Annotated in this window: 20 protein-coding genes, 1 tRNA gene and 1 riboswitch; of the genes, 11 read left to right on the top strand and 10 right to left on the bottom strand. The window is 65.9% G+C overall.

Annotated features, from left to right (window positions below):
* Window positions 1-8: 8 nt before the first annotated feature.
* Complete coding sequence (locus QRN53_RS01485; RefSeq protein ID WP_285242249.1) at window positions 9-2288, top strand: gluconokinase, GntK/IdnK-type; 2280 nt, start codon at window positions 9-11, stop codon at window positions 2286-2288.
* 99 nt (window positions 2289-2387) lie between these two features.
* Here QRN53_RS01485 and QRN53_RS01490 read toward each other — a convergent pair whose 3' ends face one another.
* Window positions 2388-2747, bottom strand: a complete 360-nt coding sequence (locus QRN53_RS01490) for a DUF7793 family protein (protein WP_285242250.1) — start codon at window positions 2745-2747, stop codon at window positions 2388-2390.
* Window positions 2748-3019: 272 nt separating this feature from the next.
* On the opposite strand from QRN53_RS01490, the gene QRN53_RS01495 reads away from it, so the two are divergent.
* Both QRN53_RS01495 and QRN53_RS01500 read left to right on the top strand, forming a co-directional pair.
* Window positions 3020-4054: a zinc-binding dehydrogenase gene (locus QRN53_RS01495; protein ID WP_285242251.1), complete on the top strand. Its 1035-nt coding sequence runs from the start codon at window positions 3020-3022 to the stop codon at window positions 4052-4054.
* Window positions 4055-4312: 258 nt separating this feature from the next.
* Window positions 4313-4540 carry a PLDc N-terminal domain-containing protein gene (locus QRN53_RS01500; protein WP_285242252.1) on the top strand — a complete coding sequence of 76 codons (228 nt, stop codon included), beginning with the start codon at window positions 4313-4315 and terminating at the stop codon, window positions 4538-4540.
* A gap of 65 nt (window positions 4541-4605) precedes the next feature.
* Here QRN53_RS01500 and QRN53_RS01505 read toward each other — a convergent pair whose 3' ends face one another.
* The 3 genes from QRN53_RS01505 to QRN53_RS01515 form a co-directional block, all read right to left on the bottom strand.
* Window positions 4606-5502 (bottom strand): DNA/RNA non-specific endonuclease, encoded by an 897-nt coding sequence (locus QRN53_RS01505; protein ID WP_285242253.1) that lies wholly within the window; start codon window positions 5500-5502, stop codon window positions 4606-4608.
* A 47-nt stretch (window positions 5503-5549) separates the two neighbouring features.
* Window positions 5550-5936, bottom strand: a complete 387-nt coding sequence (locus QRN53_RS01510; protein ID WP_285242254.1) for a DUF7793 family protein — start codon at window positions 5934-5936, stop codon at window positions 5550-5552.
* Between the two features lie 156 nt (window positions 5937-6092).
* A complete protein-coding gene (locus QRN53_RS01515) occupies window positions 6093-6266 on the bottom strand; it encodes a hypothetical protein (RefSeq protein ID WP_285242255.1) in 174 nt (57 codons plus the stop codon).
* A gap of 75 nt (window positions 6267-6341) precedes the next feature.
* On the opposite strand from QRN53_RS01515, the gene QRN53_RS01520 reads away from it, so the two are divergent.
* Window positions 6342-6797, top strand: coding sequence for a GNAT family N-acetyltransferase (locus tag QRN53_RS01520; RefSeq protein ID WP_285242256.1), 456 nt, complete (start codon window positions 6342-6344; stop codon window positions 6795-6797).
* Window positions 6798-6870: 73 nt separating this feature from the next.
* On the opposite strand, the gene QRN53_RS01525 is transcribed toward QRN53_RS01520, so the two are convergent.
* The 3 genes from QRN53_RS01525 to QRN53_RS01535 form a co-directional block, all read right to left on the bottom strand.
* The gene (locus tag QRN53_RS01525) at window positions 6871-7389 is read right to left on the bottom strand and encodes a hypothetical protein (protein WP_285242257.1); all 519 of its coding nucleotides are present in this window, start codon (window positions 7387-7389) and stop codon (window positions 6871-6873) included.
* Window positions 7390-7462: 73 nt separating this feature from the next.
* Window positions 7463-8122, bottom strand: coding sequence for a nucleoside/nucleotide kinase family protein (locus QRN53_RS01530; protein ID WP_285242258.1), 660 nt, complete (start codon window positions 8120-8122; stop codon window positions 7463-7465).
* Window positions 8123-8384: 262 nt separating this feature from the next.
* A tRNA-Ser gene (locus QRN53_RS01535) sits at window positions 8385-8474 on the bottom strand.
* Between the two features lie 246 nt (window positions 8475-8720).
* On the opposite strand from QRN53_RS01535, the gene QRN53_RS01540 reads away from it, so the two are divergent.
* From QRN53_RS01540 to QRN53_RS01555, 4 genes are all read left to right on the top strand, one after another.
* Window positions 8721-10208 carry an HNH endonuclease signature motif containing protein gene (locus QRN53_RS01540; RefSeq protein ID WP_285242259.1) on the top strand — a complete coding sequence of 496 codons (1488 nt, stop codon included), beginning with the start codon at window positions 8721-8723 and terminating at the stop codon, window positions 10206-10208.
* Between the two features lie 281 nt (window positions 10209-10489).
* Entirely contained in the window at window positions 10490-11530 is a 1041-nt protein-coding gene (locus QRN53_RS01545; protein WP_285242260.1) for a zinc-dependent alcohol dehydrogenase, read from the top strand.
* A gap of 3 nt (window positions 11531-11533) precedes the next feature.
* Window positions 11534-11929 carry a 6-pyruvoyl trahydropterin synthase family protein gene (locus tag QRN53_RS01550; RefSeq protein WP_285242261.1) on the top strand — a complete coding sequence of 132 codons (396 nt, stop codon included), beginning with the start codon at window positions 11534-11536 and terminating at the stop codon, window positions 11927-11929.
* Window positions 11930-11931: 2 nt separating this feature from the next.
* Entirely contained in the window at window positions 11932-13014 is a 1083-nt protein-coding gene (locus tag QRN53_RS01555; RefSeq protein ID WP_285242262.1) for a glycosyltransferase family 4 protein, read from the top strand.
* A gap of 16 nt (window positions 13015-13030) precedes the next feature.
* Here QRN53_RS01555 and QRN53_RS01560 read toward each other — a convergent pair whose 3' ends face one another.
* Complete coding sequence (locus QRN53_RS01560) at window positions 13031-13537, bottom strand: nucleoside deaminase (RefSeq protein ID WP_285242263.1); 507 nt, start codon at window positions 13535-13537, stop codon at window positions 13031-13033.
* A 55-nt stretch (window positions 13538-13592) separates the two neighbouring features.
* Between QRN53_RS01560 and QRN53_RS01565 the strand changes: the two genes are divergently transcribed.
* The 3 genes from QRN53_RS01565 to QRN53_RS01575 are packed head-to-tail and all read left to right on the top strand — an operon-like array spanning window position 13593 to window position 15478.
* On the top strand, window positions 13593-14396 hold the full coding sequence (locus tag QRN53_RS01565; protein ID WP_285242264.1) for a phosphatase PAP2 family protein: 804 nt from the start codon (window positions 13593-13595) through the stop codon (window positions 14394-14396).
* Window positions 14397-14408: 12 nt separating this feature from the next.
* On the top strand, window positions 14409-15044 hold the full coding sequence (upp, locus tag QRN53_RS01570) for a uracil phosphoribosyltransferase (protein WP_141158139.1): 636 nt from the start codon (window positions 14409-14411) through the stop codon (window positions 15042-15044).
* 44 nt (window positions 15045-15088) lie between these two features.
* Window positions 15089-15478 carry a glyoxalase superfamily protein gene (locus QRN53_RS01575; protein ID WP_285242265.1) on the top strand — a complete coding sequence of 130 codons (390 nt, stop codon included), beginning with the start codon at window positions 15089-15091 and terminating at the stop codon, window positions 15476-15478.
* A gap of 158 nt (window positions 15479-15636) precedes the next feature.
* On the opposite strand, the gene QRN53_RS01580 is transcribed toward QRN53_RS01575, so the two are convergent.
* The gene (locus QRN53_RS01580) at window positions 15637-16344 is read right to left on the bottom strand and encodes an aggregation-promoting factor C-terminal-like domain-containing protein (protein WP_285242266.1); all 708 of its coding nucleotides are present in this window, start codon (window positions 16342-16344) and stop codon (window positions 15637-15639) included.
* Window positions 16345-16349: 5 nt separating this feature from the next.
* Window positions 16350-16510: riboswitch (cyclic di-AMP (ydaO/yuaA leader) on the bottom strand.
* Window positions 16511-16657: 147 nt separating this feature from the next.
* On the bottom strand, window positions 16658-18736 hold the full coding sequence (locus QRN53_RS01585; protein ID WP_502934806.1) for an ArnT family glycosyltransferase: 2079 nt from the start codon (window positions 18734-18736) through the stop codon (window positions 16658-16660).
* Between the last annotated feature and the right edge of the window lie 5 nt (window positions 18737-18741).

Below are 18741 nucleotides of genomic sequence, written 5' to 3' on the forward strand. Positions count from 1 at the left end.
AGCACTCGATGAACATGATCCGCATCGTCGTGATGGGCGTCTCCGGCTGCGGCAAGACCACCATCGGCGATCTCGTGGCCCGCGAACTGGGCGTCCCGTTCCTGGACGGCGATTCCCTCCACCCTGTGGAGAACGTGGCCAAGATGGCCGCCGGCACGCCCTTGACCGACGAGGACCGCTGGCCCTGGCTGGCCACGGTGGGCAGCAGGCTTGCGGGAGCAGCCGACGGCGGCCTGGTGCTGGCATGCTCGGCGCTTCGCCGCACGTACCGCGACGCCATCCGTGCCCAGGCACCGGACACCGTGTTCCTGCACCTGAACGGCAGCAAGGAAGTCCTGAAGGAGCGCACGGAAGGCCGCAGCGGCCACTTCATGCCTCCCGCGCTGCTGGACTCCCAGCTCGCCACCCTCGAACCGCTCCAGGACGACGAGCGTGGCGTGGTGGTGGACATTGCCGCGCCGGTCGCCCAGGTGGTGGCTCAGGCACTCAAGGGGATCGCCGGCGTCGTGCCTCCTGCCCGGACGGCCGGGGGCAGCCGGCAGCGGCCGTTCGACGTCGACCTCGGCGCCGCGCCGTTCAACCTCGACGCCGGCGCCATCGCCTGGGTGGAGGGCACCCTTGGCGGGATGACGCTTGAGGAAAAGATCGGGCAGCTGTTCATCAACCACAACAACGACTACTCGCCCGGGTACCTCGACGGCGTGCTGGACACCTTCCACGTGGGCGGCATGCGGTACCGCCCCGGGCCGTCCGCCGCCGTGCAGGAACACATCCGGTACGCACAGTCCAGGTCGCGGATCCCGCTGCTGGTTGCTTCCAACCCGGAAATGGGCGGGGCCGGCAGCTGTGACGACGGCACATTCGTCTCCACGCACCTGCAGGCCGGCTCCCACCCGGACAAGGAAATTGCCCGGCAAATGGGGCAGGTGGCCGGGGTGGAGACGGCGGCGCTGGGCTGCAACTGGGCCTTCGCACCGATTGTGGACATCCACTACAACTGGCGGAACACGGTGATCTCGACGCGCTCGTTCGGCAACACCCCGGAGATCGTGGTGGAACGGGCCAAGGAGTACTTCGACGGCATCAGCGAATCACCCACGGCCTGCGCCATAAAGCACTTCCCGGGCGATGGCATCGATGAGCGCGACCAGCACGTGGTCACCTCCTACAACACCCTTCCCTATGAGGAATGGGACCGTACGTACGGGCATGTGTACCGGGAAATGATCGCTTACGGCGTGCAGTCGATCATGGTGGGCCACATTGGAGCGCCGGAGGTTTCGCGGCATTTCCGCCCTGAGCTGGCCGACGCGGAGGTCCTGCCGGCCACGCTCTCGCCTGAACTGCTGCAGGACCTGCTGCGCGGGGAACTCGGCTTCAACGGGCTGGTCCTCACGGATGCTTCGCAGATGGTGGGCCTCACGCAGGCCATGAAGCGCAGGGACCTGGTGCCGGCCACGATCGCCGCCGGCTGCGACATGTTCCTGTTCTTCCGGAACCCGGCCGAGGACTTCCAGTACATGCTGGACGGGTACAAATCCGGCATCATTACCGAGCAGCGGCTGCACGATGCGCTGCGCCGCATCCTCGGCCTGAAGGCGTCACTGGGGCTGCACCTCAAGCCTCTTGACCAACTCGTGCCGCCACCGGAAGCCCTTGCCGTTATTGGCAGTGCCGAACATCGCGCCGTAGCGGCGCAGATCGCGGACAAGACCGTGACGCTCGTCAAGGACACAGCGGGAAACTTGCCCATCACCCCCGAAACCCACCCGCGGATCCGGCTTTACGGCATCTCCGGCGGCGCCGACTTCACCCGGGCTGATCCGCTGGCCTACCTCGGCGTCGTCAAGGAGGAACTGGAAGCCGCGGGGTTCGAAGTCAGCCTGTTCCGGACTGCCGCGCAGCGCGAAGCCGCCGGGGAGGCGGGCGTGAACTTCATGTCCGTCATCTCCGAAGAGGCCACCGGGGACTACGCCGATAGGTACGACGCCGCCTTTGTGTTCGCCAATGTGAAAGGTTTCGCGCAGGAGGCCGCCATCCGCATCAAGTGGTCCTCGCCCATGGCAGCAGAAATCCCCTGGTACGTCACCGAGGTGCCCGCCGTGTTCGTGTCGCTGAACCAGCCCAACCACCTGATCGACGTGCCAATGGTCAAGACCGCCATCCACGCGCACGCCGGAACCCGGGAAGCGATCCGGGCAGTGGTGGAAAAGATCCAGGGGAAGTCCGGTTTCCAGGGCACGTTCAACGAGAACGTGTTCTGCGGATCCTTCGACACGCGGCTGTAGGGGCTTTGGACCTTGGAGGCCTTTCAATAGCGCGGACCGTGCCCATTCGCAGTGGCTGGACCTGAAGGGGGACGACGGGCAACGCCGGGCCGCTGTGCGCTACTTCGCGGCCCGGCTGCCCTGGCCGGACAACCAATCAAGGGCGTCGCCTTCGTTGGTGAAATACGCGGTGGGAGTCAATGACCGCTGTGAAAATGCCGCCACGACCTTGCCCATGGGTCCCTCTCCGATGAGGGCCACAGCAGAGAACCCGCGGTAGGCATTCATGCCCGCCCTGGCCTCGGGCGTCAACCCGGACACACCGTTCAGGTCAACTAGGAGAGGCAGGGTCCACCCGCCGCTGAAGCCTTCCAGGACCCGGGCAGCCCGTACGGCAATCTCATACGTAATGTGGACGTCCGGGGCCCAGCGCAGCCGCAGGATGCCGTGCTCGCACGAAGCGGCAAAAAACTCGCTCATCCGTTTCCCCGTTCCGCTTGTTTCAGAGTTCCGTGTGGCTGATAGAAGCCCCATTCTGCCTGAAGGGGGCACAACACTCACCCCGCGAACGGTTTGATGTCGGCGAGGCACTGCCCGGCGCGCCGCTCCGGGCGTATCGAGTGCCTCACGCAGGCACCGGGGACCGTTCATCGCACCTTCCCGGGCGGCTCTGGTGGCCCTGTCCCGGGAAGCGGAGGCGCCGCCGCCCCCCGACCTAGACTGGGCTGAACAACCCAAGTAAAGGAGGGCCTGTGCGTTCCCTTGTCATGCACCAGATCGCCGGACCACTGACCGTTCAGGAAGTAGACCAGCCGGAGGCGCCGGTGGGAGGTGTGGTGATCTCCGTCGTCGCCACTGGCTTGTGCCGCAGCGACTGGCACGCGTGGGCCGGCCATGACGACATCGCCCTCCCGCACGTCCCCGGCCACGAGTTCGCCGGTGTCGTCGTTGAGGTTGGCCCGGGAGTAACCGGCTGGGCTGTCGGTGACCGCGTGACGGCGCCCTTCGTTGAAGGCTGCGGGAATTGCGAGTGGTGCCTCGGCGGCAATGCGCAGGTTTGCCCCGAACAGCAGCAGCCGGGCTTCACGCACTGGGGGTCGTTCGCGGAGCGCGTGGTGATCCACGCGGCGGACACCAATCTCGTGGCGATTCCCGAGGGCGTCAGCTTCGAAGCGGCGGCCAGCCTGGGCTGCCGATTCGCCACCGCCTACCGGGCACTGACAAGCCGGGCGCGCCTGGCCGCCGGTGAATGGGTCACCATTGTTGGGGTGGGCGGCGTGGGGCTCAGCGCCGTCATGATCGCCAAGGCACTGGGCGCCAATGTCATTGCCGTGGACCGTAACGCGGGTGCCCTTGATGCGGCGGCCTCCCTTGGAGCTGACCACGTATTGGTCGCCGATGGGTCGGACATTCCGGCGAAGATACAGGACCTGACGGGCGGAAGCCACGTATCCATCGACGCCGTGGGCAGCGAGCAGACCTGCGCGGACGCGATCCTCAGCCTCCGGCGACGTGGCCGGCACGTCCAGATTGGGCTCCTGCCACCCGTCGAGGGCCACCCCCGCGTTCAGATGGCCCGGGTCATCGCGTGGGAGTTGGATGTTTACGGAAGCCACGGGATGGCCGCGGCGGACTACCCCGGCATGCTTGCACTGATCGAGTCCGGCGCGCTCCAGCCGCAGAAACTCATCGAACGCGTCATCGGACTGGAAGATGCCGCAGAGCTGCTGCCCCGGCTCGACACGGCAAACGTCGCAGGCATGACCATGATCCACCCCGACCGCTAACGCATCCATACCGGCGGCGCTTTCCTTGCCGCGGACTGCGAAAGGCCCTGGCTCCCTTATTTCAAGGGAGCCAGGGCCTTTCTTCGTGGCTGTGACGCTGGGATTGAGCCCAGACAAGGAGGGTTGAGTCTCTTTGAGCGCGCCCTGGAGCTGAAGATGTGTTGATCCGGGGGTGGTTCTACGCGGAGTGCACAGCCCGGCGTGGCGAGCATCCTATCCACCCCGAAACCCCGGGCAAAACGGGTGCATACTGGTGCTGTGAGCACGGCAAGTCTCAACGCGTTGCTGCCTTGGCTGGCCCTTATCCCGTGCGTGGCCATCTGGGCATACAGCCTCGTCGATTTCAGCCAGACAGACGAGCGTGACATGCGGACTTTCAACAGGGACACCTGGCTGGTCCTCCTTGTCCTCGGAAGCGTGGTCGGCGGCCTGGCCTGGCTTATAGCCGGGCGTCCCCAACCACCAGGCCTCCGGCGTCACGGCTAAGCGTCCCTGTCTGGTCCATCTGGTGCACTTCTCTTCCAACACGCCCAGCTCTCGACACTCCATGGCTAACCGCCGAGGTCGAAATCCAGGTCCAGATCCTCGGGGGAGTGCAGTTCCCGCCAGGTAGAGGCCACCCGGGCGCTCGGCAGTGCTGCTGCGATCGGCATCCGGTCCACGGCCACGAGTTGCTCCAGGTCCAGCCCGGTCAAGGCTGCGATGTCCCTGATGGGGACCTGGAACGTACGGAACTGTCCCGGCGGGACGGGCTCTTGGGTGACGCCCGGCTTCGGGACGTCCGGAAGATCAGCCAGGACCGCAGTCTGGTCCACTACGTAGCCGGTGGCGGCCAGTTGGCCCTGGTATAGAAAGACAGCGACCTTGAAGAACTTCAGCGGGATGTCCACGCCGCGGTAGATCGGATCGTTGGGTTCAAAGATGGGTCCGGTGAACACCGTGATTTTGCGGCTGTTGTCGGCGGCGTTCTCCTGCAGGTAGGACTCCAGCCCCAGCCAGAGCTCGGCACCCTGGTTGAACTTAGCAGCCTGTGGGGCCGCGTTCGTGTAGTGGAACGTGTCCTCGTTCGCCTGGGCTGCCTCAGCCTTGGTGTCCCCCCAGACAGCCGAAGCGCGCCTGACCAGGTGTCCGCGGTCGATGTCGTTGCGGGCGTAGACCTGTTCCCCGGTCTGCTGGTCGGCAGGGATGCGGGGGTCCAGCCGCCACGGGATGCCTTCCCGGGCCAGGTCGATCAGTTTCGTCCCGTCCATAGCCAGGGCCGTCACAGCGGCAAGCCGCTTGTCCGCACGCATCAGCACGGAGAAGTGCGTGTAGGGCAGCAGCACCGTCTTCACGCCAGCCAGCGGGGCAACAGCAACGGCAGGCCCCAGGAAAGCAGGATCATATCCAGCGCGGCCGGCGAGGTCACTGGCGGCGAGGGTTACCGCCGCTGTTGTTGGTTCATCCATGACGGGACCCTACCAGCGGCATATGACAGTGAGATGAATGATTCGGGTCAGGAATCGACAGTAGTGTCCGGCAGCAGCAGCCACGTCGTGGCATCGTGAGCAGAGGTGAAGAACCGCTTCGGGCACGGCTGCTTTTGTGCGCCAATTACCCAGTTGGCGAGAATGCGGTCGACCGGGCTCGTGCCAAGAAGCGCGATACGGGTGGCACAGCGCTGATTGAACACTGCCTGGGCCTCACGGCTTAGTGAGGCTGTCAGGGTCATATAGATCAGCAACGGGTATTCGTTGCCGGGTGCGAGATCAAGTACGGCAGCCATGGCCGCGCGCGCGTCGGCAGCCTCGATGCGCGTATGGGGATTCCAGACAAGGTGGATGATGCCGTCCTCGCGCAGCACCACGGTGTATTTGCCGGACTCGACTTTGGTGCACTCCATGCCGTCTCCCACCTGGTCACCCGCCGGTTCCAGCGGAAACCGACCCGAGCATATTACGGGACACTCTTACCCAGAACTGGAGTGTTTCCGCAGGTGAGCGGCATAATTCGATCTGGCTTTGGATCCGGAAGCTGGGAGTCAGCACTTCCGGCGCCGCTATTCCAGAACGTCCACCACGTCGTCGAAGACCAGATAGCCGCCGTGGGCCGGCGGGAAGCCGAAACTCATCCAGTACTTTCGCAGCGCCGCCTTGGTCACATCGTGCTCAGCGGTTCCTTCCGCGGAGGCATCGTCGGTCAGTACGGGATCCGCTGCCAAGATGCTCATCATTTGGACAGCTGCACCATAACCGGTTCCTGAACGGGCACTCTAAGCCGTGGCTGGGCCCCTCAGTAAGCTCAAGGCATGCAGATGCGAGAGGCGACCTTTGCCGACCTGCCGTATATTGGCGCGATCTGTGATGCCAGCGGCCGAGCACGCTGGACGCGGGAAATGATTACTCCAACAAGCGGTCGGGTCGTGTTGGTGGCGATTGTGCAAGATGAGGTCGTCGGCGCAGCCAAGACACACTTCCATGGTGAACCGGAGGGCAGAGCGCCTGCGGGTCACTATCTGGGAGGTGTGATCATCGATCCGAATTTCCGCCGGCGGGGTATTGGTTCTGCTCTTACCCGCGTGCGGATGGAGTGGATCTGGGCCCGATCTTCAACCGCTTACTACTTCGCAAACGAACACAACACGGCGTCTATCATAATGCACGAGACGCTGGGTTTTCAGTCCATCGGACGCTTCGCCCAGATCCGGGGAGTAACGGCTGACAACGGGCGATCCGAATTGGTCCTTTTTCAGGCACGCCAGTAGGGGAGTCTCCAACGTGACGTGATACGGCATCTGTTTTGCAACTCCTGGGGTCAGAAATTACCGTCCCGTCCTGTTAGCCATCGGGCAACAAGAACGCGAGCCTCTGGTCTGGCGTCCACACATACGCATCGTCACACCGATAGCCCCTCAGCCAGGCCCGCCCATCCACAACACGGAGGTAGAAGCCCTTCGGATACTCCACGTCATCGCTCACCGGCTTGGAAGCGACGTGGATTGCTCCGGCGGGGGCGCGGCCTGCGGACAAGATGGAGTCCGGCGCATTCGTCTGGCCCATCGTCGCGAGTCGGAGGTAGGGCCCTGTCACTATGGGACAAAGTCCGAGGCCTTGGTTGATTGCAGCCGTGAAGATCCGCGACTGAACCGCGCCATGCTTGAAGCCAAGGTCCTCTACCGTTCGTTCTACGATTCGAAGGCTCTGATCTTTTGGGGCGTCGAACTCGGCGTGAGCGAGCAGCGTCTCGGCGTGAACATTGAGCAAAACGCCTTCACTGTGGAGCGACTGCACGACTTCACTTCGTGACAGACCGCCCACTCGAATCACGAAACCCTCAACTTCCGGTGCACTGATCATGGACCGATTCTCCATCATCGTCAGCCGGACGATCCCTCCCGGCGATGATTCAGGATGTTCGTTCGAGGGTGCATCACCGTGCACCTGAAACCGTCTCGGGTTGGACGACTCTCGGTGACGTGAAATCCGAGTTGTCCACCACGAACGTGGCGCGTTCCCAGGGTCGAGCCGCTTCGAAGTAGAGGCGCTGCCCTCCAACGTACCGCCGCATCGTTGGATGCTGAGGGTCCGGGTTGCTGCCATCTCTGACGGCCATACGCCCAGCTGTCTCAGTAAACGGCACGTCCAGAAATATGGACGCGTCCCAGTACGAGGCCAGCTGATCGCGGTGAAGAAACATGCCCTCAACAACGACGAGCGCGTTGGACGGTGCCAGGAGGATCTCGGCCGGCACTGTTTGGTCTGACTGGGCGTCGTAGGAGGCTGGCGTGTACCGCCCGTCCCCGGCCGGGCTGAGGGGCGCCAACAGCTGATCCTGGAGCGCCGTGTAGTTGTAGGTGTCCTCCCAGAACCCCTCCGGTGAATCACGTCCCTTCGCATGCCTCACCGGCGACGGGTTCAAAAAGTCGTCGGCGTGGATGATTATCACGGGGCGGTCCCGTACCTCGGCTGCAAGGTGTGCGGCGAAGGTGGTCTTGCCACTGCCGTCAACGCCGTCAACTGCCACCAGGCGCCGCCCAGGGCCTAGGACGTTGAGAACGTCAGTGGCCATCGATCGCATGAAATTCTTCATCGTGCCATCTTCGGGGAAACAATCAGCTCGCCCGAGCGTTCGACCTGGGACGACACCTGAGGGCGTCCTTCCGTGTGACGTATCCGCTCCGCCCGCGCGCCATGATCAAACCACTTGGAGGAAAGCAATGAAGCAGAACCGAGGACGGGAGGAGCTGGAAGCACCTCAGAAATTCTGTTACTGCTGCGTCACCGCAACACCATTCACGGGAAAGAAAAGGCTCTGCTTCCCTTGGTTCCAAGGAAAGCAGAGCCTTTCTACGTGGCGGTGACGGTGGGATTTGAACCCACGTTGGCTTTTACACCAAACAACATTTCGAGTGTTGCACCTTCGGCCGCTCGGACACGTCACCAACCTCAATAGGGTACCGGAGCGAAGCCGTCATCCCCAAAACGGAGCTGGAACGAGGCTGATTGCCCGGGCAATGAGGGAGCTGGCCATGGGCTCTGTTTGGGACCAGGTGGTTAGGTCTGCCGGTGGCTGCGCGTGTCGAAACCTTGAACCCGGCCGTTGGGCTGTGTCGTAACCCGGCGAGTGTTCTTCTGTGCCCGTTGTCCTGTCCGCCTTAAATGTCGTACCCCTTGGTGATGATGGGGGTATGGCAAAAGCGGCGGTGGTGGAGGCGTTCGAGGACATTCGTGCTGCCCTTGCCGTGCTTCTTGCCGCGGTGGAAGGGTGCGCTGCGGAGTCGTTCTCGGCATCTGATCCGTTGGCGGGGTTGGCGGATGGCTGCCTGGATGTCCTGGCCGGGGCACGTGAGGTGGAGGCCAGCGTGGCTGGTTTGAAAGCCCGGGCGGCGGTGGCGTATGCGGATGCTGCCGGTGTTGTTGCGGGGCCTGGGGTGCCGGTGGTGGCGCAGGAGATGGCGGTCGCGGCGGAGATCGGGTGTGTGCTCGCTTTGGGTCCGCGGGCAGCATCGTCGTTCCTGGCCACTTCCCACGCGCTGACAATGTCGTTGCCGTTGACTTTGGCTGCGTTGCAGGCCGGGACCGTGTCCTGGCAGCACGCGGTGGTGATGGCCGATGAGACAGCTGGCCTGGATGCTGCGGAGACGGCGGCCCTGGAAGCGCATTTCCTTGACAGCGAGGCGCCGGATCCGGCGCGGGGATGTCCGGTTGGGGAGCTGCCGGCGCACCGGTTCCGTGCCAAAGCACGCACCTGGCGGGAGCGCCACCAGGCCGGGTCGATCGAGAAACGCCATGCAAAGGGAGTGTCGGACCGGCGGGTTGAGTACCGGCCGGACCGCGACGGGATGGCGTGGCTGAGCGCGTACCTGCCTGCCGACCGGGCCGTGGCCGGGTTGAACCGGCTCACCGCGATCGCCCGGTCCCAGCAGGGACCTGACGAACCCCGGACCATGACACAGCTCCGTGCGGACAACTTCGCTGACGCGATCCTTGGAAGCGGCCGCACGGACGCCAGTGGTACCGCCGTCGGGGCAGTTGACGAGGCAGATCTCCCGCCGTCACCGGTCCGTGCACAGGTACTGGTCACTGTTCCGGTGTTCTCCCTGCTGGGGCTGGGGGAGGAGCCGGCGGTGCTGGACGGGTACGGGCCGATCCCGCCGTCGATGGCCCGCCGGTTGGTCGCGGAGGGGGCAGGTTCGTTCTACCGGGTGCTGGTGGACCCGAGGGACGGGGCACCGCTGGAGATCGGCAGGACCAGCTACCGGGTGGGCACAGCGATGCGGAACTGGCTCCGGCTCAGGGACGGCAAATGCCCGTTCCCGGGCTGCAGCAATCCGTCCTTGGATACCGAGGCCGACCACATCCTCGCCTGGGCAGGCGGGGGCACCACCGGAATCAGCAACCTCGGGCAGCCCTGCCCGAAGCACCACCGCCTCCGGCACACCACAGGCTGGAAACCCACCCCCGCGAGCAAAACCGAACCGCCCGGCTGGACCTCACCGGCCGGCCGTCACTACACAAGCGAACACCAAGACTGGGAACCCGCCACGTGGCCCCACCCCCTGAAACGGGAACAGCACCACGCCGCCCGACCACCGGGCAGCCACCCCGACTTCGCCTACTTTGGGCTGTCGCCAGGAGAAGAAAGCCTGGCACGGATAATTCACGCGCCGGCATGACACAAGCCCGCTGGCACACCCGCGCCTTGCAAGATCCACGCCATTCGAGACCCGCGCCTTGCAAAGTCTGCGCCCTGCAACAGCCCCGCCAGCCGAGACCCGCGCCCTACCAGACCCCTGCCATCCCAGACCCGCGCCCTGTAGGCCCCGTGCTGTGGCGTACCACTTCCCCGAAACCCACGTGTACGTCAGCTATGCCTCGACTGTGCCTCGACACGGCCGCCGCCACGCGCCGTCGGACTTTCCCAGCACGTGTACGTCCGGCTAGATTCATCAGCAAGATGATGAATTCACAGACTCCTGTCCATGCAACCGCATACTGGACCACAGCCAAGCAGCACGGCGAGCTCAGGCCCGAAGAATTGCCAGCACCCGGTCCCGGCGAGGTGTTGGTTCGTGCCCTGTATTCCGGCATCAGCAGGGGCACCGAAATGGTGGTCCACGCCGGGTCGGTTCCCCCTCGGGTCGCGGAGCAGATGCGCGCCCCGCACCAGGAGGGGGATTTCCCGGGCCCCGTAAAGTTCGGCTACCTGTCCGTTGGCGTTGTAGAGGAGGGGCCCGAGGACTGGAAAGGCGCACGCGTGTTCTGCCTGAGCCCCCACCAGGACCTTTATGTGGTGCCGCTGGAGTCGCTGACGCGGATCCCGGATAACGTCCCGTCCCGGCGCGCGGTGTTGACCGGAACGGTCGAAACCGCAGTCAATGCGCTGTGGGAGGCCGGGCCGCGCCTGGGGGATCGGGTCGCGGTTGTCGGCGCGGGCCTGGTGGGCGGCATGGTCGCCACCCTGCTGCGTACGTTCCCGCTTCAGCGCCTGCAATTGGTGGACGTGGATCCGGGCAGGAAGCAGTTGGCGGAGGCGTTGGGCGTCGATTTCGTTCACCCTGATGACGCCTTGGCCGACTGCGATATTGTCATCCACTGCTCAGCCTCGCAGGAGGGACTGGAGCGCAGCCTTCAGCTCGTCGGCGACGACGGGGATGTCATCGAAATGTCCTGGTACGCCAACCGGACGGTCACCATACCGCTGGGTGAGGATTTCCACGCGCGGCGGCTGTCCATCAGGGCAAGCCAGGTAGGCATGGTGGCCCGGTCCCGGCGCCACCGCCGTACCAACGCGGACCGCCTCAACCTTGCCGTCTCCCTGCTCGAGGACCCCGTCTTCGATGCCTTCCTGACCGGGTCGTCCCGGTTCGAGGACCTTCCCGAGGTGGTCGAGCGCCTCGCGGACGGAAGCTTGGAAGCGCTGTGCCACGTCGTCGAGTACCCTGCCGGCCATCCCGTATCGAGCCAGACCACCCACAATTCCGAAAACGTAAGGTAACCCATGTTCAGCCTGACCGTCCGCCGCCACTTCATGATCGCCCACAGCCTTCCCCGCGAAGCATTCGGGCCCGCACAAGCACTGCACGGCGCAACATTCGTGACTGAGGTGACTTTCCGGCGTCGTGCCCTGAACGCGGACGCGATCGTCCTGGACATCGGCGCCGCCGGGACCATCATCGAGGACGTGCTGGGCGGCCTGAACTACCGCAACCTGGACGAGCACCCGGATTTCGAGGGCAAGCTCACCACTACCGAGGCGCTGGCGGAGTACATCGCCCAGGCAGTTTTTGAAAAGATTAAGGACAGCGACGACGGCCGGGAGCTCACCGGCATTGACGTCACCCTCCGTGAAAATCCGGACGCCTGGGCCACCTACGTCCTGGACCTGTCCGCCTGACAGTGCGCCCCCTCCGGCTGCTCGTCCCGGGCAATATCCGCCACAGCTCGGGCGGGAACGTCTATAACGCACGCCTCGTTGCCGGCCTCAAAGCCTTGGGCGCCGAGGTGGAGGTGATCGCCGTGGAAGGAAGCTGGCCGCATGCGGGAGCCCGGGACCGGCGCCGGCTTGGCGCCTTCCTCGGGGCGCGGGACCTGGAGGCTGTTCCCGGGCAGCCGGTGACCATAGTGGATGGACTGGTGGCAGTAGGGGCTCCGGACGAACTGGAGTTCGCCGCGAAGGCCGGCCGGCAAACATGGGTCCTGGTGCATATGCCCGTGCCGGAAAATACGGGCAGCCAGGCCCTGCAACGCGAAGCCAGGGCATTGCGCGCGGCAACGGGCGTCATCTGCACCAGCACATCGGCAGCAAACGAGCTCAGCACCCGCGGATTCCCTGGAACACGGGTTGTCCTCCCCGGCGTGGATCCGGCACCACAGGCGCCCGGTTCCACGCCGCCCCACCTGACAGTCGTCGCGGCGCTGCTGCCCAACAAGGACCAGCTGCTCACGGTGGAGGCCCTGGGCCGGATCCGTGATCTTGACTGGACTGCGTCATTCGTGGGGTCGGACCGGGCGGATCCGTTGTACGCGCAGGAGGTCCAGGCTGCGGTCGCCGCGAGCGGTCTGCAGGAGCGGGTGCGGCTGACCGGCGAGCTCACCGGCGAACCGTTGGAAGCGCAGTGGGCCCGGACTGACCTGACGTTGCTGGTGTCCCAAAGGGAAGCGTTCGGGATGGCCGTCACCGAGAGCCTGGCCCATGGCATCCCCGCGCTGGTCAGGGCAGGTACTGGCGCTGTGGAGGCGCTCAGCCTCGCCGGCCTGGAAACGTCCGACGGCGGCCCAAGACTTCCGGGGGCACCGCTTACCCTGCCCGTCGGGGGACAGGAGAGCCCCGGACGGCTGGCAGCGGTCCTGCGGCGGTGGCTCGAGGACGCCGGGGTCCGGGAAAACTGGCGCATGGCGGCGGGGGAGGCGCGGCGGAAACTTCCCGGATGGAGCAGCACGGCCAAGAGCCTGCTGGCCCTGCTGGCAGCGGGGGACTGACTCAGGCCGTCTGCCGTTACAGGCTGCTGCGGTGCGCTGCGAAGAACTCGCGCAGCAACCGGGCGCACTCTTCTTCGCGGACTCCCGGGTACACCTCAACCCAATGATTGAGGCGGCGTTCGCGCAGGATGTCGAACACCGATCCTGCCGCGCCGGCTTTCTCGTCCCATGCCCCGAATACCACCCGGGGGATCCTGGCCAGCACGATCGCGCCAGCACACATGGCGCAGGGTTCCAGGGTGACCACCAACGTGCAGTCGGAGAGCCGCCACCCGTCGCCGCGGCCGCCGTCGAGCCTTGCCCGCTCCTGCAACCGTGCGGCAGCTTCCCGGATGGCCACCACCTCGGCGTGGGCTGTGGGGTCGCCCAGCTCCTCCCGCTGGTTCCGGCCGGAACCCAGCACCCCGCCGTCGGGCCCGATGACCACGGCGCCGATCGGCACGTCCTCTGTCGCGAGGGCGCGATGGGCCTCCGCGAGGGCAAGGCCCATCCAGGCGTCGTGTTTCTTTTCGGGCAACGGCATGGCTCAATGATAGTTTCGGGGATACTCAGGTTACTTACCGATGCCGGGAGGCACCATGGATACGCTTCGGGACCGCTTGGGGACCTGGTTCAAACCCTACGCGGCACTGGTCCTCACCATCCTCGTGGGCGGTGTGGTCATCGTCTCCCTCGCCCTGCTGGGCGCCGAGGTGTACGACAACGTGGTGGACTCCGCCGGGCTGGCGAACCTGGACAAGCCCGCCCTGGCCCTCTCCGAGAGCCTCCGCAGCCCCGGACTCGACGCGTTCGTCACCGGCTTCACCAACATCGGCGGCGGCATCGGAATGCCCATCCTGGCCAGCATCCTCGTCGCCTGGCTGACGTACCTCAGCCGCAACTGGCGTCCGCTGGTCCTGATTGGCGGTGCCGCAGCCGTCTCCATCACCGCCACCACCCTCGGCAAGAAGCTGGTGGGCCGCACGCGCCCGGACCACGCAGACGCCGTTCCGCCGTACGAGAATTCCCCGTCCTTTCCCAGCGGGCACACCTTGAACACCACCGTGGTGATCAGCCTGGTGGTCTACCTGATCTGCCTGCAGTTCCACACCATGCAGGTCCGGGTCACGGCCATCATTGCGGGTGCGGTGTTCATCATCGCCATGGGCCTGAGCCGGGTCTTCCTTGGCCACCACTGGCTCACGGACGTAATGGCCGGCTGGTTGCTGGGGCTCACCTGGGTGGGCGTGGTGATTTTGGCCCACCGGCTGTTCCACATCGTCCGCAGGCGGGAACACGTGGGCGCCGCTCCATCGTTCGACCGCCCCATTGTGCGCGACGTGGTGGCCGAGGAACTGCACGACGGCGGTTCCTCCGGACCCGGCAAAGGCAGCGCCGGATGATAGTTTTAGGGGATGCGCACTCTCGTTGTTGACCACCCCTTGGTCGCCCACAAGCTCACCGTCCTGCGGGACAAGAACACGCCGTCGCCGGTCTTCCGGCAGCTGACGGAGGAGCTGGTGACCCTCCTGGCCTATGAGGCCACGCGGGAGGTCCGCACCGAGCCGGTCACCATCGAAACGCCCGTCAGCACCACGATCGGCACCGCGTTCACCAAGCCCACGCCGCTGGTGGTTCCCATCCTGCGCGCCGGCCTTGGGATGCTGGAGGGCATGACCAAGCTGGTTCCTACCGCTGAGGTGGGCTTCCTGGGCATGGCCCGGGATGAGGAAACCCTTGACATCATCACGTACGCCGAGCGCCTCCCCGAGGACCTGACCGGCCGCCAGGTCTTCGTCCTGGACCCGATGCTGGCCACCGGCGGAACCCTCCGCGAGGCCATCAAGTTCCTGTTCAAGCGCGGCGCCTCCGACGTCACTTGCATCTGCCTGCTGGCAGCCCCGGAGGGCCTGGCGAAACTGGAGGAGGAATTGGGCGACGCGAACGTGCACATCGTCCTGGCCTCCATCGACGAGAAGCTCAACGAAAAGTCCTACATTGTTCCGGGCCTCGGCGACGCCGGTGACCGCCTCTACGGGATCGCCGGGTAGCACCGCCCCTTTCCCGCGCCGGGTCCCGCCGCTAGCCTGTGCGGATGGACTGGAAACTTGAACTTGCCTTTGTCCCTGTCTCCGATGTGGACCGTGCCAAGGATTTCTACGTCAACAAGGTTGGCTTCAACGCCGATTACGACGAGCGCCCGTCGGATTCCATCCGCTTCGTGCAGTTGACGCCCCCCGGCTCCGCCTGCTCCATCTGCATCGGCGAAGGGCTCACCGATGCTCCGCCGGGCACCGGCTCCAACCTGCAATTGGTGGTCAGCGATATCGAGGCGGCCCACCGCCAGCTCAAGGGCAACGGCGTGGATGTCAGCGACGTGGACGTGCAGCAGTGGGGCCACTTCCTGTATTTCGCTGATCCCGACGGCAACAAGTGGTCCGTCCAGTACATCCCCTGGCGGAACGCCGGGCAGGGCGCCGGCTGATTAAAGCAGGCAACGGCCCGCATCGACGGATGCGGGCCGCTGCCTGTGCTGAAGTTTCCAACCTTTGGCGGGCTGGGCGCGGCGTACGACGCCGGCTGGCCGGGGCGCGCCGTCAGCGAAGGCCGAAAACGGGAAGATTCAGCGGAAGGCCAGGGTGCCTAGTACCAGTTGTGTGCCAGGTGGAAGTTCAGCGCACCGCAGGGCGAGGCATAGCTCTTCTTGATGTAGTCCAGGCCCCAGTTGATCTGCGTGCGGTAGTTGGTCAGGTAGTCGGCACCTGCGCTGGCCATCTTCTCCGCGGGCAGCGATTGGACGATGCCATACGCGCCGCTGCTGGCGTTGGTGGCCGTGGTGGTCCAATCGGATTCCTTGGTCCACAACGTCTGGAGGCACTGCATCTGGTCCGGTCCCCACCCGAAGGAGGACAGCTGGCTGGCGGCATAGGCCTGGGCGCCCGCAGGATCGTTGACCGCGACGGCGGGAGCGGGAGCGGGTGCAGGGGCCGGCGCCGGTGCGGGTGCTTCAGCGGCCGGGGCGGCGGGTGCAGGCGCTGGGGCCGGCTCCGCTGCCTGCGGTGCCACGCTGATGGCGGAAGGAGCGGGACTCGCGGCCGGGTTGGACCGGATTTCGCTCTTCTCGATGCTCATCTGGGCGTCCGCCGCTGAGCTGGAAGCAGTTGAGCCGGTAGACGACGCCTGGGTCATGCTGGTGGTCGCCTGGCCGGCCGCGCCAACGCCAACCAGCACCGCGCAGGATGCTGCGAGGACTGCGGCACGCCGGCCCACGGTGGTCTTCTTGGCGGGCTGGGGTTTGGCCCGGTGTTTTGCCCTGGTTTGCGGGCATGGTTTTGCCATGGATTTAGACATGATTGATCGCCTCTCACACCTGCGGAGTTAGCTGTCGGGTTCGGATGAGGGCATCCGGCCGCACGGAACAAACACGTGCTGGCTTAACCCCAAGGGCGATCATTGCCCGGGACGGTGGGTCCCCCGCCTCTGCCGTTTCTCAAGCGGAATCCGGGAAGCGGCAGAGCTTGGCGTCAACCCGGGATATGCGGCCCGAACGGGGACCGCACCCAATCGACGGTACAGGAAGATCTCGCATTAGTCACATTTGGGTAACGGAAGTCACGATTCCTGGCGCGTCGATTTGCTCCATGATTCGTTCCAGGGTGGTCGATTATCCGGCCAGGACGTAGACGGTGGTCCCGCCGATGCTTTGCGGCTTGAAGGTAGATGTTACCCACTGCGCAATCCGGGTGGAGGCGTCCGAGCCGCTGCTGGACATCATGGTCCCGCCGGCTATGAAGTAATGGATCTTGCCCTGGGATACCAGCGCCTGGAACTGTTCCAGCGTGGGGGAGGGGTCGGTGCCGTTGAAGCCGCCCACGGCCATCACCGGAAGTTCCGTGGCCAGCTGGTAGCCGGCGGCGTTGTTCGAACCGACTACTGCCGCCGCCCAGGTGTAGTTTGAGGCTCCGTCCTTGAGTGCTGCCACGAGCTCGGCCGACGGCGTGGGCGCACCCAGGAGTCCGCCCATCCCGCCCCCGCGGACACCCCCGCCGGGGCCGAACTGGCCGGAACCTTGGCTTGTCCCGAACTGGCTTGCCCCAGCCTGGCTGGAACCCTGGCCGGCCCCAGCCTGGCCGGAACCTTTGCCGCTGAACTGCCGGGCGTTCCCGCCCGCGCCAAACCCGCCGGCCCGGTTTCCGCCGAAGCCCGCGCCGCCAAACCCAGGCCCGCCGAACGACGTCGCCGGCCCGGCGCTGACAATGGCCCCGCTGTGCGCCGTTGCCGCCGTCGAGATGGAAAATGCCAGCGGTCCGGCGAGCGCAGCCGCAAGGGCGAGTGCCGTCGTCGTCCGCTGCACGAAGCGCCGGCGGATAAACCCGCCCAGCCCAATCCCCGCCGCGGCCGTGAGGCCCGCCGCCAGCACCAGCCAGCGCAGCCACGGGCCATAGGCTGACGTGGTTCCCAGCAGGGTGAAAGCCATCAGGGCTGCCGCCGCCACGGCTGCGGCGAGGAGGGCGGCAGCAGCGGCCTGCCGTCGATGCTGCCACAGGAGGACCGCGCCCAGCCCGGCAAGCCCGGCGATCCCCGGCGCCAATGCCACTGCGTAATACGGGTGGATGATGCCGGCCATGAAACTGAAGACCAGGCCGGTAACCAGCACCCAGGAACCCCAGATGATCACCGACGCCCGGACGGCGTCAGTCCGCGGCGCCCGGCGTCCGATCCACAGCAGGCCGGCCGCAAGGATCAGCGCGGAGGGCAGCAGCCAGGCGATCTGGCCGCCAAATTCGCTGTTGAACATCCGCAGCAGGCCGGGAACGCCCCAGCCGTTGCCGCCGCCCACGCTTCCGGTCTCGTCCCCTGTCAGCCGGCCCAGGCCGTTGTAGCCGAGGGTCAGCTCCAGGATGGAGTTGTCCTGCGAGCCGCCAATGAACGGCCGGTCCGCCGCCGGGGTGAGTTCGACGACGGCCAGCCACCAGCCGGCTGCGGCAACCATCGCGGCACCGGAGGCGAGCAGGTGCAACAGCCGCCGGCCCAGACCGGCCGGCGCCGCGACGAGGTAGGCGAGCGCGAACCCGGGAACCACCAGCAGGACCTGCAGCTGCTTGGCAAGGAACCCGAAGCCCAGGAATACCCCTGCCAGCAGGAGCCAGCGCAGCCGGTCCTCCTGGACGGAGCGGAGCACCGCGTAGCCGGCGGCGGTCATGAGCAGCACCAGCAGGGCGTCCGGGTTGTTGAACCGGAACATCAAGGTGGCCACCGGGGTCAGGGCCAGCACCACGGCGGCCAGCAAGCCTGCCCGGTGGGCGAGCCGCGCGTCCCCGGTGGCCGGCGCCGCCGCCCGCCGGACAGCGAGATACAGCAGCCAGGCGGTGCCCACGCCCATCAGGGCCTCAGGAACCAGGATGCTCCACGAGCTCAGGCCGAAAATCCGGACCGAGAGGCCCATGATCCACAGGGACGCCGGTGGCTTGTCCACCGTGATGGAGTTGGCGGCGTCCGAGGAGCCGAAGAACCAGGCTGCCCAGTCCGTCGATCCGGCCTGGGCAGCGGCGGAGTAGAAGGCGTTGGCCCAGCCTGAGGCCCCGAGGTTCCACAGGTACAGCACGGCGGTTGCTGCCAGCACGGCTGACAGTTCCAGCCGGTGCCGGAGGGCCAGGGGATCCCGCCGCATGCGGGTCGCGGCAGCAGGGCCGCGGGCCGAGGAAGCGGAGGGAGCCACTGTGGTGGGCTGATAGCTGGCCATCGGGT

The sequence above is a fragment of the Pseudarthrobacter sp. fls2-241-R2A-127 genome, from assembly GCF_030209355.1.
In the GTDB taxonomy this organism is placed as follows: Bacteria; Actinomycetota; Actinomycetes; order Actinomycetales; family Micrococcaceae; genus Arthrobacter.